Here is a 14,570-nt window from a genome sequence, read left to right on the forward strand (position 1 = left end):
GACTGATCCGGTCAGCGGATCTGCAAACCCATCCTCTTCCTTCCTACTTAGACTCGTGCCCCATCTGGTCTGACGAGCCGATTAGCCAACGAGCAATATTTCGGGAGGATTTCATGATGGCTCCATCATCGGATAACATTGAGCGTTTATTACCGGATAGCTTTGACTGGATGCCATCCCGAAATCTAAAGCAACGAGCCGCTCATTTAGAAGATGTGACGCTAGAGGAAGCGACTCACCTACTCCAAGAAGCGGTGGAAGTCTACATGGTGTTGGCTCCAACGCTGCCAACCTATCTTTTAGAACGGGCATGTGATGAATTAGAATTCTTAACTAATTTGTGCCGCCGATTGGCTCAGGCAACCTGGTCAAATCTGTAAACTCCATAATGCCTGTGGCGATCGCACCGATTCCCTTGCAAAATATGCGTAAACATATTCTGTCGCGATCGCGCCCTAATATTTGGTATGGCAATCATCAATCGACCGGCTCAAACCGAGGATCAGACTCGAACTCGCATCCTTAAAGCGGCGCTCAAGCTGTTTGCGCGTCAGGGCTATGACGGAACAACCACTCGTGATTTAGCAGAAAAAGCGGGTGTGGCAGAAGGAACGCTGTTTCGGCATTTTACGAACAAAAAAGCGATTTTGATCGAAGTTGCAACTCAAGGCTGGATTGAAATTCTCACTGACTTGCTGACAGAGTTAAGCGAAATGGGCAGCTACAAAGCGGTTGCTCAAGTGATGCGTCGGCGGATGATGAATTTGCATCAGAACGCAGATTTGTTCAAGGTGTGTTTTATGGAAGCACAGTTTCATCCTGACTTGCGCGATCGCATTGAAGAGGAAGTCGTTGAGAAGATGATGGGCGTAGCTGAAGCATTCTTTGAAACCGCTATGGATCAAGGCATTTATCGGCGGATGAGTCCGAAAATGGTAGCGCGAGTGTTTTTAGGCATGTTTACGATCGCGGGTTTTAGCCAAGAGACAATCATGACGCCGAATAGTTCTCCGAATGAGATGAAAGACATGGCAGAAGGCATTGCCGATATCTTTCTCAACGGAGTCTTACAGAAGAGTGACGGCTCGATAGAGTAGTAATCAGAACTCGTTTATGATGATCCGATTCTTATGTGTCTTGCCGATACTCTCAAGTTGCGTCGTCAAAAATTGGCGGATTTGATTCATTTCCCGGTACTGCTATGGTCTGGTCAGCGCAGTTCGCGGAATTTTCGTGCTAATACGTTTCCGTTTCGGGCGAGTAGTCATTTTCTTTATTTTGCGGGTTTGCCCTTAGAGAATGCTGTTATTTGTTTAGAGTCGGGTAAGCTCGCGCTGTTTATGGATGAAGCGAGTCCAGCGGATGCGTTGTGGCATGGTGCTTCTCCAACACGAGAAGCCGTTGCTGCCCAAATTGGAGCTGATGCTGCCTATCCCCTTTCAAAACTGGCAGGATTTACAGAAGATGTCGCGACGATCGCGGCTCCCGATCCGGCAACTCGGCTAGAACAATCTAATCTTTTAGCTCGAACCATTAGCGCCCAAGGCAAAGATTTAGAGTTAGCCCATGCGATCGTCGCTCTTCGCTCTAGTCACGACTCGGCAGCGATCGCTGAAATTCGATCGGCGATCGCAGTGACGATCGCAGCGCATAAAGCTGGAATGGCTTCCACTTCAAACGCGACGGTAGAAGCGCAAATCCGAGCCGCGATGGAGGGTGTGATTCTCTCGCACAACATGACCTGTGCCTACAACAGCATTGTGACGGTTCATGGCGAAATCTTGCACAACGAGGACTATCACCATGCTGTGCAATCGGATGATTTAGTGTTGGCAGATGTAGGGGCCGAAACGACGACAGGCTGGGCATCGGATGTAACTCGGACGTGGGCGGCATCAGGAAAATTTTCACCGACGCAACGGGCGCTCTATGACGTGGTGTTGGACGCTCACGATCGCGCGATCGCGCACATTCGTCCGGGAGTAGAGTACCGGGATGTTCATTTGCTAGCCTGTCGTACGATCGCAGAAGGACTGATCGAGTTAGGCATTCTGCGAGGCAGCGCTGAGGATCTCGTCGAAATGGATGCTCATGCCTTGTTCTTTCCTCACGGAGTTGGGCATCTTCTCGGTTTAGATGTGCATGATATGGAAGATTTGGGCGATTTGGCAGGCTACGAAGCGGGAAGAACTCGTAGCGATCGCTTTGGACTGGGATATTTGCGGCTCGATCGCCCACTGCGAGAAGGAATGGTAGTCACGATCGAACCCGGTTTTTACCAAGTGCCCGCCATTTTAGATGATCAAGAACGCCGCGAAAGATATTGCGATGTCGTGAACTGGGAGCGGTTGTCAGACTTCCGAGATGTGCGCGGCATTCGGATTGAAGATGATGTATTGATTACTGAAACCGGATCGGAGGTGTTGACGGCAGCACTGCCAACGGATGCAGATGCGATCCAGGAATTAGCAGGATGCCAAGCTTAATGCGATTAATACTCAGCGACTTTTTTCTGAGACTTCCGATTGTCTAGAATGCCTTGAGCAATCCGATACCATTCGTCCCGCAACTTTTTATCGGTTGCGCTTGAACTGAGCGCTTTGCCTCTGCGATCAGGATGCTTGGCGTAAAATGCTTCATTCGCGCTAGCAATCAGTTCTCCATAATCCATCCCTACTTCGAGACATTGAGCTTCTAAAGTGCTGCCGCGTTTTTGCTCGTCGCTGGAGAGCTTTTCTGTTTTGGATGAATTCGGCAAGGTCGGAAATGATTTGGCAAGCAGCGGAAACACTTGCGGGGCTGCCCAAATGAGAGCCGCGATCGCTGCCACAATCAAGCCTAACTGAAACGCTAACTTTAGAAGCCCAAAAACGGTGAACTTCACCAAGCCGAATGTCGTTCTAAACAGCCGTTTGAGCAGGTTAAATGTTGCTTTGATGAGAAAAGCAGGACCATCGAAGATCGACTCAACCCACGCTCGTTCTTGCGGCTGTGTGGCGAAGGCAACTGTAGAACGGCGACGACCAACCGCGACTGTTTTCTGACGGGAAACAGGAGAATGAACGATAGGAGGCGGAGCGGGAGGATCAACAGTAGGGGAAGTATGAGACGAGAGTTGACTCAGAATGGCATCGGCAGAGGAATAGCGATCGCTAGGTCTTGCGCTCAACATCCGGTTCAGAATTTCTGCCAATCGAGGTGAAACACTAGCGTAGCGTTGCCATTGCCACGTCAAGCTCACCGGATCAAATAAAGATTGTGGTTCGCGTCCAGTCAGAATCACTGCGATCGTCACTGCCAACGCATAGAGATCGCTGCTCGGCTCAGCCTTGCCTTTTTGGATTTGCTCGACCGGCGCGTATCCAGGTTTGCCAACAAAGGTCTGAGAGGCAGGTTGATTCGTGATCCGATTTGCCGCCGCTTTGACCACTCCAAAATCAATCAGAACGGGCTTCTGATCTTGTTCTCGCAAAATAATGTTGTCGGGTGAAATATCACGATGAATGATTCCGGCTCGGTGAATGTATTCCAGAACGGGCAATAGTTCTTGGAGCAGTTGCGTGACTTCTTTCTCGCTAAACGCCAATCCTCGCGATCGCCGTTCCTCGATCAAATCTTGATAGGTCTTTCCTCCCACATAGTCTTGAACCAGAAATAACAGCTCTCCGTTGGGTTGCTTGACCCGAAATAATTCGCGGAATTGAGGAATTTGCGGATGGCGCAACTGATACAAAACGCCTGCTTCTCGCGCAAACAATTCCTCCGCTTTCTGAGCATGATGCGCTCCTTGGGTGTGCGGATCAAACTCCTTTAAGACACACAACTCATTGAAGCGGTTCGTGTCTTGCGCCAGATAGGTACGCCCAAACCCACCCTGTCCTAAAACGCGAAGGATGCGATAGCGATTTTGAACCAGTGTGCCATCAGGAAGCGGTCGGCGCATAGCAGGAATAGAGTGTAGAGGAGGAGGAATTCATGCTTATCAAATTTATCATCGCTTCTCCCAATGGTGAAACGGTAGTAGACACTGTGCGCTTTGCTATAACGGTAAATGCCGCTCCTAGCATGGTAAACAATTAATTAAAGAGATATTCCGGAATCCTTACCCCACACCTCAACTCTGTGAATCGTCGCGATCTGCTCAAACTTCTAGGACAAACTTCTGGTGGCGTCCTTGCTGCTAGCTTGCTCAGTGGCTGTCAGCCCAAATCGGTTGAACTCCTGCTGCTGATGGACTTGCTCAATCCCGACAAGCCGCTCCCTGCTCACATCACGACTCCGTTAAAGGAGTTCTATGTGCAGTCCTACGCGCTGCCGTCACGAGTGGATGCCGCCAAGTGGGAACTCAAGATCAAAGGTGCGGTGGAAACGCCGTTAACATTGACCTTCCAAGACATTCTGCAAGCTCCGCAAGAAACCTTTTACTTGACGATGGAGTGCATTGGTAATCCGTCGGGGGGCAACCTGATCGGAAATGCCCAGTGGACCGGAACGCCACTCCTGCCGTTTCTCAAAAAAGCGGGTGTGAAAGCGGAGGCAAAAGAATTTGCGATGAAGGGCGCGGATTGGTATGAAACGACGCTACCGATCGATGAAGTGATGCGTCCTGGCGTGCGGTTGGTGCATCAGATGAACGGCGAAGCCCTGACCGCAGAACATGGCTATCCTGTCCGAATTATTATTCCTGGGCACTTTGGTCAAAAGCAACCGAAATGGCTGGTTGAACTCGAAGCGATCGCAAAGACTAAAACAGGCTTCTGGGAAAATCAAGGCTGGTCAAATACTGCCGAAATTCCAACTCACGGGATGATTCGACAAGTTCAAGAGCAGCGGGTGTGGGATAAACGCCATCAGGTTACGCTCGATCGTGACGGAGACGCGGGATGGGAAAAAGGCGTTTTAATTGCGGGAGTTGCCCTTGATCGCTCGACTCCAATTACCTCGATCGAAGTGAGTGTTGATCAAGGGGCGACGTGGCAACCCGCCGAGCAAAACCGTCCCGAATCGCCCCATGAATGGACGCTTTGGCGTCATGTTTGGACACCCAAGGCGCCAGGAAAATATACGCTGTTGGCCCGAGCAACATCACAGCGCCAACAGCAACCCTTAAACGATAGAAACGGGAAAGACGGCAGCAGTGGCGTCTTGCAGATTCAAGTGACCTTGAACGCTTGAACTATTGTGGCTTCTGTGGCTTCTTGATTAGGTCTGCGTTGGGTTGCTCATACCCGTCGCTCATCGGATCAAACATCACTTCATAACGTGCAGTTGGATTGAGTCGTTGCAGGATCTTTAGGTGTTCGTGAGTGTCGTTGCGCTTACGAAACCTCCGGCAACAAGGCGCTGTATGTGAGGCAACTGCTCGAACGTTTAGAGCTTTTACAGAGTGCAGTGGTGACGGATTTGAAAAGATATACTGGGCGAAAAACTAGAACCAAAGATGATCACTTTAGTTCAAAGTCCGGTAAGTTCTGATCCTGAAGTGATGGGCGGCACGTTAGTATTCCGGCATACGAGAGTACCCGCTCAATCTCTATTGGAGTATTTAGATGATGGCTTTTCTTTAGACGAATTTCTAGACAATTTTCCATCTGTCGATCGTGCAGATGCGATAAATTTTCTAAAACTTGCCCGGAACTTCGACCAAGATGAAAATTATTCTGGATGAGAATCTGCCCAAAGCGTTGAAACGTTATTTCTCTGCCAATGAAGTCACAACCGTTCAGGAACAAGGATGGGCAGGTCTGAAAAGTGGTGAACTGATAGCAAGAATTGATCGAGTGTATGATGCTTTTTTGACAGCAGACAAAAATTTAAAATATCAGCAGAATTTGGCTGAGCGTCAAATTGCGAGCGTTGAGCTTCCTACGAATCGATTAAAGCTGTTAGAACCAATGATCGAGCAAATCTTGACGGAAGTTGAGAAAATTGCACCGGGAATGTATGTGAAGATTTCGCCTTAACAGAACTGTTAAGCCGCTGTCACCGTTCCTAAATCTTCAGGCGCAAGATAGGGCTGCATCACTTGACCATCTTTGAACCAGATCACGCGATTTGTACATCGCGCTACTTCCGATTCGTGCGTTACCATCACAACCGTCATTCCACTTTTATTCAACTCACCAAAAATCGTCAAAATTTCTCTAGTCGTGGTCGAGTCTAATGCTCCAGTCGGTTCGTCTGCTAAAAGCAAAACCGGACGATTGACGATAGCGCGAGCGATCGCAACTCTCTGCTGCTGCCCTCCTGATAACTGGTTCGGTCGGTTCTGCAAACGGTTTCCCAAACCTACTCGCATTAACGCTTCTGTGGCTCGCTCTCTGCGTTCGGCAGTGGGTACGCTGGCATAGACCATCGGCAGCATCACATTCTCTAGGGCAGACAATTGCGGCAACAGGTGAAACTGCTGAAACACAAAGCCTAGTTTCTGATTGCGGATGTGGGCAAGGTCACGATCGCCCACTTGAGCCACGTCCTGCCCGTCTAAATAATACTGTCCGTCAGTCGGACGATCGAGACAGCCAATCACATTCATCATCGTGGACTTACCCGAGCCTGATGCGCCCATAATCGCGCAGTACTCGCCTTGTTCGATCGTCAAATCGATGCCTGCCAAAGCATGAACTGTGGTATCGCCCATACCATAGACTTTTGTAATTCCTTCGAGCCGAACGATTGTAGATTGAGGCATAAGACACTGGTGTTTAGGCGCGGATAACTGGGCGCGATGATTAGGCGCTTCTGAGGGCAACGATCGGATCGAGTTTGGCAGCTTGTCGAGCCGGAATCACCCCGAAGACGAGACCAATGGTTCCTGATACACTAACGGCAAGGGCGATCGCGGCAGGAGAAATGGCAGCTTTGAGCGGGCTAAATGTAGCAACGAGCAAGGTTCCACCGACGCCGACCCCGGTTCCGATCAAGCCACCCGCCGCCGATAGCAGCACCGCTTCGATCATAAACTGCACCAGAATGTCTTGACCGGAAGCCCCGATCGCTTTACGTAGACCGATTTCTTGAGTCCGCTCGGTGACAGACACCAGCATAATGTTCATGATGCCGATACCGCCGACCAGAAGTGAGACGCCTGCGATCGCCGCCAGCATCGCCGTCAAGCCTCCGGTAATCGTGCCGACAATTTGCAGAATGTCTTTCTGAGCCTGAACGGTGAAATCATCTTGACTGACAATCTTGTGGCGTCGTCTCAGCAGGTTTGTAATTTGAAACTCGGCGGCTGGAACGCTGGCTTCATTCTTGGCGGACACCGAAATAAAGGTCACATCCAATCCATACGGAGATGTCCGTCCAGTTAGTGTACTGGCCATCGTTGTGAGCGGAATGTACGCCACATCATCTTGATTGCTACCTAAAAACGATCCTTTCGGCCGCATCACCCCGATCACTTGAAAACTGACGTTGCGAATGCGAATGCGTTTTCCAATCGGATCTTGATCGCTAAAAAACCGATTGGCTAAATCTGCGCCCAACGCCACCACTCGCTGATTTCGCTGCAAATCGAGGTCGGTCAGAAAACGACCTTTCGCCACATCAAAACTCCGAACTGACAAGAAGGAGGGCGTCGTTCCGGTAACAGAAGAACTTGAATTAAGCCCGCCGTAAACAATGGGATACTGACCTTGCTTTTGAGCCGCCACTTCTTGCACAGACGGAACCTGAGATGCGATCGCTTTAGCATCGTCCCAAACCAACGTCCTCGGTAGATTTGTCGTTCTCTGTCGTGCCTGACCGCTGCCTGGAGCTACAAACAAAACATTCGGACCGAGCGACTCAAACTGCTCTGAGGCTAATCGCTGCGCACCTTGACCAATTCCGACCATGGCAATCACAGACGCATTGCCAATAATCATTCCTAGCATGGTCAAACTGCTCCGCATTTTGTTGGCGGTTAGCGTTTTGACTGCCATCTTTCCACTTTCAACCCAATCCATCTTCGACTTCCTTATGATTCGCCTGGTTGACCGAGTTTTTGCCCTTCAGGAGGCTGGATGTAAATGCGATCGCCCGGATTCAGCCCGCTCACAATTTGGGTTTCGTTATCGAAGGTCAGCCCCGTTCTTACCGTCTTGAAGGTCGGCTTCTGATCGCCCGGAACCCAAACTCCGGTTTTGCCTCGATTCGTTGAAAGGGCTGCCGTTGGCACAACTACAGTATTGGGAATCTGCTGACCCAAGAAGCTCACGTCAGCGTTCATCTTAGACCGCAGTTTGTCTTTGCCCGTAACGATCGCGACTCGGACTTCAAAGGACGTGACATCGCGATCGGTGATCGCTTCCGGGGCAATTCGCCGGACTTTTCCCTTAAATATCTGATCGGGGTAGGCATCGACTCGAATGTCAACCGATTGCCCTTGGTTAATCTGTCCGATATCGACTTCCGGCACTTTTGCCTTGATCTCTAGCCCATTTGCCAGGGCAAAAATGGAAGTCGAAGTTGCGCCATCGGCGGCAGCAGAGGCTTGTGTCGTTGGCGTTACAAAGGCACCTACCGTGGCGTAGCGCTGGGTAATGACTCCAGTAAACGGTGCTCGAATCAGCGTGTCTTCTAGCCTGTTTTCGACGCCCTGAAGCTGCCCGATCGCGCTGGCTAACTGTGCCTCTGCCTGGGCGATTTCTTCGGGACGCGCCCCGTTTTGTCGCTGACGAAGCTGCTGAACAGCCTGATCGTATTGGGCTTGGGCTTGACCAAGTTGAGCCTGTGCTTGACCCAAGGCTTCCTTCGCGTTCTGTTCTTTGCGCTGAAACTCATCTAGCGCGTTTGCGGCGATCGCGCCTTGACTTGCCAACTCTTGCTGCCGCCTAGTCTGGCGACGGGCAAACTCTAGCGCAGAATTGGCATCCGAAATCACGCCGCGTACGCGAGCGACTTCACTTTGTGCCCGATTCACATCGGCTTCGGCTTGCCGAACTTCTTCGATCCGAGTTCCTGCTTTTAACTGATTTAGTTTGGCTTGGGCTTCGGCAACTTGCGCCTGGGCTTGAATGCGTTCTGCTTCGGCATCTTTACCGTCCATGCGCGCGACAATCTGCCCTTGCTCAACGCGATCGCCCTGATCCACCAAAAGTTGAACAATTCGCCCCGCCGCTTTAGGGCTCAAATTGACAGTTTGATAGGGAATGACTTCACCACTTGCCGCAATTCTGACCGTCACTGTTTTTGCCTCTACCGGAGCCGTCGCTGTTTTGACGTCTTGACGTGGAGCCAGATTGCGAGCGATCAGAAAGCCTGCTCCAGGAATCGCGATCGCACCTGCTGCCATTAATCCGACTAGCCAGGGAGCAGGCTTTTGGGTTTTGCCGATGAAAGGGAGATGCATTCGTCTAAATCCAATGTAGGGATGATCCAATATGGAGATGGGATTTGGGATTTAAGGAGACAGATAAACTAGAATCGAGCGCGAACGGTTCAAATTTGTTAGACCTTTGATTGTTAGACCTCTGATTTAGCCGCTAAGTTCGCTTTCATTCATAGGCTGTCATAAAACCTTAATGAATGACATCAAACTTTAGACTCCTCTAGAGAGACTTCGGATACAAAAGTTTCTGCTCTTATGAGGATATTGACATATAAGTTTACAGATTATGACCAGAGCAGGTCAGGTGTTCATTGCATCCAAAAGCCGGGAAATCTTAAGTGTATTAGAGCGATCCAACCTGGAGAACTCTGAAAAAGCTCAGTACCATCGGCCTAGCTTTTTTGTTGATACCCTGCCGTAGGTGCTAAACAAGATTCAACAGATCCTGAGTTTTTGAGTTTAGCCGTCTTGCTAGGCTCAAAAAGCACCTATTGCAAACCGATGACCTTGAGTGTTTTTTCTGTAAAAATGGCAGAACTATTCGGATTCGTCCGAGTCTAGCTGCATTCAGTACAATAACTGACATGCATTCTGCCTTCCTGTGACGATGATAGCCTATGAGTCCCTTGCCCAACCGTTCCCCCCAGTCTCCTACGCCCCTCTCAGCCAACAGTTCTACTGGAGGCGACGATACCGTGGAGACGCCCACGCCCATTGAGAAACCTGCTTTAATGCAGCCTCCTGCCCGCCCTGTGCGGCCTCAAGCACCGCCAGCACCGTCCGCACCTCCACCAGCGGCTTCAGTTCCACCGCCGCCTCCACCGCCTGAACCTACTGCAACAGAGACCATAGCAGAAGATCCGTTGGCGAGCGCTCGCCAGCAGCCTATTCCTGCTCCCAGTGAGCCGATGCAGTATCGAGCGATCGGGCTAGTGCGCGGTCGTTACGAGCCGTCTGATGAACAGTTCACTCGTGGCAACATGACCACAAGTGACGGAACTCTTGTAGAGGCCGTTCTTTTGGGTCGTGTGATGAGCTTGGTGAAAAATCATTTAGATCTCACTCAAGAGCATTTGTGGGTTGTGTATCCTCGCACTCGCGATCGCCAAGAAGATTTGCATGTTCAGATCGTCGGGGTATGGGAGCCTGAGAATCTAATCAAGGAGGAGCTAGACGACTCCGATGAGGACGTGCTGCCTTATGTGCCGTCTTCCGAGGTGGACGATAACTATTTCTCAATTCGCGGGGAAATCGTCTATCACTCTACCGATGACGGCTCCATGATTGTCAAGATTCAGCAAGCGCCTCGCAAAAAAGACGATCGCGCAAAAGCCTTTAAGCTAAAGCTTAGAGGGAATGTTTCAGGAAAAGCATTAGGCTATTTCTGGGATTTGCAAGTCCGTCGAGAAGGGGGAGACTTGGTGGTCAAGCAAGGAACCTCGATTGGCATGATTCCTCCCCGGAAGAAGCCGAAGTTTGAGGGTCGAGGCGACTTTAGAGGTGGTTCGAGAGGAGGTGGCAAACCACCGTTCCGTCCCAAAAGTGGTGGCGCTCCGAGTAGACCAATGGGAGCTGCCCCTCCAGCGCCCAAGCGTGATGCTCCACTGCCAAAGCCCGTGAAGAAGAACGATCGCGGTGAGTCTCCTGAGACAGCAAAGTAAGGTTCGACAACTAAATAGGCTACGCAAGGGGAGCAGGTCTGGCTCCCCTTTAATTTTTTAAATCAATTTTTGTAAACGACAAAGCCTGCGTGTCCTACGGAGTTTGCCACGAAGTGGCTAATCGCATCTAATAATGCATCCGGTTCATCGGCTCGGATCGAATGTCCGCTCTGCTCAAAAATTCGCAAATCTGACTTTGGTATCGCTTCAGCGATCTCTTCTGAAAATTCGGGAGGGCAAATCCAGTCGTGCCGTCCTCCAATCACAAGGGTTGGAGCCGTAATTTTGGGCAAATCCTTCAACACGTCGTATGTTCGTAAGAAGCCCCCAAAGGCAACGTTGATTGCATCTACTGACAGAATAGTGCGTTCCCACGAATCTCTAGCGATATCTGGCTTGTAGCTCATAGAGTAGAGCGGCTGCATCACTTGAAAGTACTCGTGAAGTTGCGCTTCAGATTGAAAGTTGCCTTCCCATAAGTAACGAGCGATCGCAATTTGTTCCGGTGTGCCTCGCTGTGCCAAATTCTCTTGCGCTCGCTGAAGGAAGCGGGAATCGGGGACGGTTGCGATCGCAATCAGATGCGATACGTGGTGTGGATAGCGGCTGGCATAAGTCAGCGCCACCATCCCGCCATAGGAACCGCCAATCACAATGATTTTGGTTAGTCCCAAGTATTGCCGCAGCGCTTCGAGATCTTCGACGTTGTTATCGAGAGTGTAGGTCGATTTGTCGCCGCGTGCGGAGCGCCCCTGACCGCGATGATCGATGTAAACAAGCTGCATCCGATCGGCAAGGCGCGAAAACGTCGGCTTGTAGGAGGTATGATCCGCTCCAGGTCCGCCATGCAGCAAGAAGGCGACAGGTTTTTCCTTCATGCGATCGCCGTCTGGAATTAACCCCGCGCCTTCCACATCAAAGTAGATTTTTGTTCCACGAATACTGGCAAACATGACTTACGAGCCTCGCATATCTTGAGGAATAAAGGTGCGATCGTTCGGAATGGATGATACAGGCTCAGTCAGCGTGAATGTACCCTGTTCAATCCACTGTTTCAACTCAAGGGCAACTTGGCGCGATCGATAAATGCTGGCAAGCGGCGCAACCCGAACGGATTTTCCGTCAATCATTAATTTGCCTGATTTCAACTGGGCATAGCTCACCAGTCCAAATGTCGGGCGTACCCGTCTTGGAATCGAGAAATCTACTATGGGCGCAACTAAATCCTGATCTTGAACTGCACAATGAACGATCACGTTTTCTGTGAGGACGGGTAACGGAATTCCAACGCCCAGCATCAGCGATGGACCGTAGCCTCGCAAGTAACAGCCTCTCACCCATTTAGCGTCCATTTGTTTCGCATCGCCCACGAGTGCCAACGTTGCTGCAGGGCCGATTGGTGTTCGATTCGGCAGACGTTTTTGAAGCGGAAAATGCTGAGTTCCTTCCCATGTGACATACCCGATCGCACCCCCTAAAAAGACTCGCGTTCCAATGCCAATCAGATCTAAATCTGGATCATTTAGTAACGGTGAAATTGCGCCCGGATTTGAGTAAACCGCATTTCCCAAACGGGGTTGAAGCGGGCCTAAATAAGTGAACAAAGCGCGATCGCCGCCGTTCACCCCAACGATGAAATTTTGATACAAATTGCGCGGATTGAACAAATAAAACTGATTAATCGTATCCCGCGAAATAGTGGTCTCAAACGAGGCGCGAGGGTAGCAGTCTGTTACTTGTCCTACCGCTCTAAGGGGAACCGAGTGACCTGCAATCAATTCCTCAATCACATGTCCGCCGCCACGCTGTCTCACTCGGGTCTCGGCTCCTTCTCGGCGCTCTTCCGCATCACTCAGTTCTGTCGCCCCAGAATATTCTGCCGCTTGAGAGGCTCCTAAATACAAATCAACAGCTCCAAACCCTGCATAAGCAAGGACTCCATCAATCCAGCATTGCCGAATTTTAATTGGTGGATCGGTCTGCCCTAAGTTGAGGATTGCGCCAGACGACTCCATTGGCTCAAATGTCCCCGTTGTGACTACATCAACTTCTTTCGCCGTTTGGGCCACCCCGACTTCAGCCACCTGAGCTTTGACTTCTTCTACAGTGCGAACAACAGCTTGTCCGCGCTGAATTTTGTCGTTAATTTCCGCAATCGATCGCATGAATGTATTTCCCCCAGTTGCTTAATTTACCTTGGGACAGATGAGAATCACCACATTCCACTGCATCCTAAGAAGGTAACGAAATTGCTAAGGAAAGATCAGACAGATGCTATTACAAGAAAAAGAAACGGGAAGTTTAGTTGAAGTTTTAGACGTTCAGGCTCTCATTAACCCGGCTGAGAATGCTGTCCCTGTTCGGATTCAAGACGGACAAGAGGAGCAAGATCCCGAATCCTATGGAAAAGACGTGCTAGTGTTTCCGTCTGGTGAGAGCCTACCGCGATGCTGGATGGATGCAGAATATCGGGCTGCCAAGTAGATCTGATTTTGGGTGAGGAATGCTTCAAACGAAAAAATGTTTGACAAAAGCAGGCGCGATCGGGATAATAAAGATCGCGCTGAAAACAAAGCGCTCACTCGAATAAGGGACTGTAGTTCAATTGGTTAGAGCACCGCCCTGTCACGGCGGAAGTTGCGGGTTCGAGCCCCGTCAGTCCCGTAGAAAACTTATTCAAGAAGCTCACCTTATTAACTGAGAGTTGGTGAGTGCTTTCGTATGGCGAGGCTCAACGGTAAGCTAAAGTCAGAAGGCCCTGGTCAGTTTGGCAAGTAGAGGAGACGACTGGCTTTGCCAGAGCTTCCGACGGATCGCGCCTGTGGGTCGTTAAGTGTTCTTGGTGACGAACTCTTTGGCATCGCTCTTTTTGTCGCGTTTAGGACGTTTGTAGTCCTCCTGCTTTTTGTAGCCGATCGCTTCTGCTTCGTTGCTATTTTTGCCAAACTGCCCTATGACGCTGCTTTTCAAGGCTTGAACGCCGTTGTGAAATTTCCATTCGGCTTCTCGCACTGCGTCCAAGGCAGCTTTATGCTTGGCTTTTAGCTGAATTTCGATTTCGTAAAGGTGATTGAGTTCCTGTTCGATTTGGCTGAGATTAGAGACTTCCGCTTCTGGACGCAGGGGCGTGAAGTTTCTAATGCCTTTTGCGCCGCGTAGAGAGGCGATGTCTTGTTGGATACAGCCGTCGCGCAGTCGTTTGGATGTGTCGGGTAGTGCCATAGTGCTCCTGTGAACTGTATAAGATTGGCGTCCTTAATGTTCCCCTTGGTTTTTGGCGGACAACGACAGGGAACGGTGATACTTATCACAAGAAGAATATTGTTGCGGGAAGAACGGAGCGCGGAAGGACGTTCCCAGTATGGGAAGAACGTTTCCAGTATGGGAAGAACAGTTGACGATCGCACAATGACATTCCTGACTCAGGAAGAACGTTCCCACCACGGGAAGGACATTCCCATAGCGGGAAGGACAGTTCGCCATCGTGGAGGAGCGTTCCCATCACGGGAAGGACATTTCCACAAAGGGAAGGATGGATCGCGATCGCGTGAAGATTCTCCTGACGTTGGATTGGCTTTGCCATGCTCCGAAGGATC

At 50.4% G+C, this 14,570-nt stretch carries 16 protein-coding genes and 1 tRNA gene; 9 read left to right on the forward strand and 8 right to left on the reverse strand.

Going from position 1 to position 14,570, the window contains the following annotated elements:
• The first annotated feature begins 113 nt into the window (after positions 1-113).
• From AC5I6P_RS13890 to AC5I6P_RS13900, 3 genes are all read left to right on the forward strand, one after another.
• On the forward strand, positions 114-380 hold the full coding sequence (locus AC5I6P_RS13890) for a hypothetical protein (RefSeq protein ID WP_495694362.1): 267 nt from the start codon (positions 114-116) through the stop codon (positions 378-380).
• An 87-nt stretch (positions 381-467) separates the two neighbouring features.
• Positions 468-1,097: a TetR/AcrR family transcriptional regulator gene (locus tag AC5I6P_RS13895; protein ID WP_495694363.1), complete on the forward strand. Its 630-nt coding sequence runs from the start codon at positions 468-470 to the stop codon at positions 1,095-1,097.
• 33 nt (positions 1,098-1,130) lie between these two features.
• A complete protein-coding gene (locus AC5I6P_RS13900; protein WP_495694364.1) occupies positions 1,131-2,486 on the forward strand; it encodes an aminopeptidase P family protein in 1,356 nt (451 codons plus the stop codon).
• A 5-nt stretch (positions 2,487-2,491) separates the two neighbouring features.
• On the opposite strand, the gene AC5I6P_RS13905 is transcribed toward AC5I6P_RS13900, so the two are convergent.
• Positions 2,492-3,943 (reverse strand): protein kinase domain-containing protein, encoded by a 1,452-nt coding sequence (locus AC5I6P_RS13905; protein WP_495694365.1) that lies wholly within the window; start codon positions 3,941-3,943, stop codon positions 2,492-2,494.
• Positions 3,944-4,122: 179 nt separating this feature from the next.
• Between AC5I6P_RS13905 and AC5I6P_RS13910 the strand changes: the two genes are divergently transcribed.
• The 3 genes from AC5I6P_RS13910 to AC5I6P_RS13920 all read left to right on the forward strand — a co-directional run bounded on the left by AC5I6P_RS13910 (position 4,123) and on the right by AC5I6P_RS13920 (position 5,963).
• The gene (locus tag AC5I6P_RS13910) at positions 4,123-5,175 is read left to right on the forward strand and encodes a molybdopterin-dependent oxidoreductase (RefSeq protein ID WP_495694366.1); all 1,053 of its coding nucleotides are present in this window, start codon (positions 4,123-4,125) and stop codon (positions 5,173-5,175) included.
• Positions 5,176-5,440: 265 nt separating this feature from the next.
• Positions 5,441-5,668 (forward strand): DUF433 domain-containing protein, encoded by a 228-nt coding sequence (locus AC5I6P_RS13915; protein WP_495694367.1) that lies wholly within the window; start codon positions 5,441-5,443, stop codon positions 5,666-5,668.
• Positions 5,649-5,963 (forward strand): hypothetical protein, encoded by a 315-nt coding sequence (locus AC5I6P_RS13920; RefSeq protein WP_495694368.1) that lies wholly within the window; start codon positions 5,649-5,651, stop codon positions 5,961-5,963. The genes AC5I6P_RS13915 and AC5I6P_RS13920 overlap by 20 nt, the downstream gene beginning before the upstream one ends.
• A gap of 8 nt (positions 5,964-5,971) precedes the next feature.
• Here AC5I6P_RS13920 and AC5I6P_RS13925 read toward each other — a convergent pair whose 3' ends face one another.
• The 3 genes from AC5I6P_RS13925 to AC5I6P_RS13935 are packed head-to-tail and all read right to left on the reverse strand — an operon-like array spanning position 5,972 to position 9,334.
• Positions 5,972-6,691 carry an ABC transporter ATP-binding protein gene (locus tag AC5I6P_RS13925; protein WP_495694369.1) on the reverse strand — a complete coding sequence of 240 codons (720 nt, stop codon included), beginning with the start codon at positions 6,689-6,691 and terminating at the stop codon, positions 5,972-5,974.
• 40 nt (positions 6,692-6,731) lie between these two features.
• Entirely contained in the window at positions 6,732-7,949 is a 1,218-nt protein-coding gene (locus tag AC5I6P_RS13930; protein WP_495694370.1) for an ABC transporter permease, read from the reverse strand.
• Positions 7,950-7,960: 11 nt separating this feature from the next.
• Complete coding sequence (locus tag AC5I6P_RS13935; protein WP_495694371.1) at positions 7,961-9,334, reverse strand: efflux RND transporter periplasmic adaptor subunit; 1,374 nt, start codon at positions 9,332-9,334, stop codon at positions 7,961-7,963.
• A 596-nt stretch (positions 9,335-9,930) separates the two neighbouring features.
• Between AC5I6P_RS13935 and patR the strand changes: the two genes are divergently transcribed.
• Entirely contained in the window at positions 9,931-10,974 is a 1,044-nt protein-coding gene (patR, locus tag AC5I6P_RS13940) for a heterocyst master regulator PatR (protein WP_495694372.1), read from the forward strand.
• A 62-nt stretch (positions 10,975-11,036) separates the two neighbouring features.
• Here patR and AC5I6P_RS13945 read toward each other — a convergent pair whose 3' ends face one another.
• Both AC5I6P_RS13945 and AC5I6P_RS13950 read right to left on the reverse strand, forming a co-directional pair.
• Positions 11,037-11,927, reverse strand: coding sequence for an alpha/beta fold hydrolase (locus AC5I6P_RS13945; protein WP_495694373.1), 891 nt, complete (start codon positions 11,925-11,927; stop codon positions 11,037-11,039).
• A gap of 3 nt (positions 11,928-11,930) precedes the next feature.
• Complete coding sequence (locus tag AC5I6P_RS13950; RefSeq protein ID WP_495694374.1) at positions 11,931-13,139, reverse strand: homocysteine biosynthesis protein; 1,209 nt, start codon at positions 13,137-13,139, stop codon at positions 11,931-11,933.
• Between the two features lie 106 nt (positions 13,140-13,245).
• On the opposite strand from AC5I6P_RS13950, the gene AC5I6P_RS13955 reads away from it, so the two are divergent.
• Together AC5I6P_RS13955 and AC5I6P_RS13960 are read left to right on the forward strand one after the other, a co-directional pair.
• On the forward strand, positions 13,246-13,458 hold the full coding sequence (locus AC5I6P_RS13955) for an acetyltransferase (RefSeq protein ID WP_495694375.1): 213 nt from the start codon (positions 13,246-13,248) through the stop codon (positions 13,456-13,458).
• A 106-nt stretch (positions 13,459-13,564) separates the two neighbouring features.
• Positions 13,565-13,638: transfer RNA gene (locus tag AC5I6P_RS13960), tRNA-Asp, on the forward strand.
• Between the two features lie 165 nt (positions 13,639-13,803).
• Here the strand turns inward: AC5I6P_RS13960 and AC5I6P_RS13965 are convergent.
• A complete protein-coding gene (locus tag AC5I6P_RS13965; protein ID WP_495694376.1) occupies positions 13,804-14,196 on the reverse strand; it encodes a hypothetical protein in 393 nt (130 codons plus the stop codon).
• Positions 14,197-14,281: 85 nt separating this feature from the next.
• Entirely contained in the window at positions 14,282-14,557 is a 276-nt protein-coding gene (locus AC5I6P_RS13970; RefSeq protein WP_495694377.1) for a hypothetical protein, read from the reverse strand.
• Positions 14,558-14,570: the final 13 nt, after the last annotated feature.

This window comes from Myxacorys sp. (assembly GCF_059501405.1).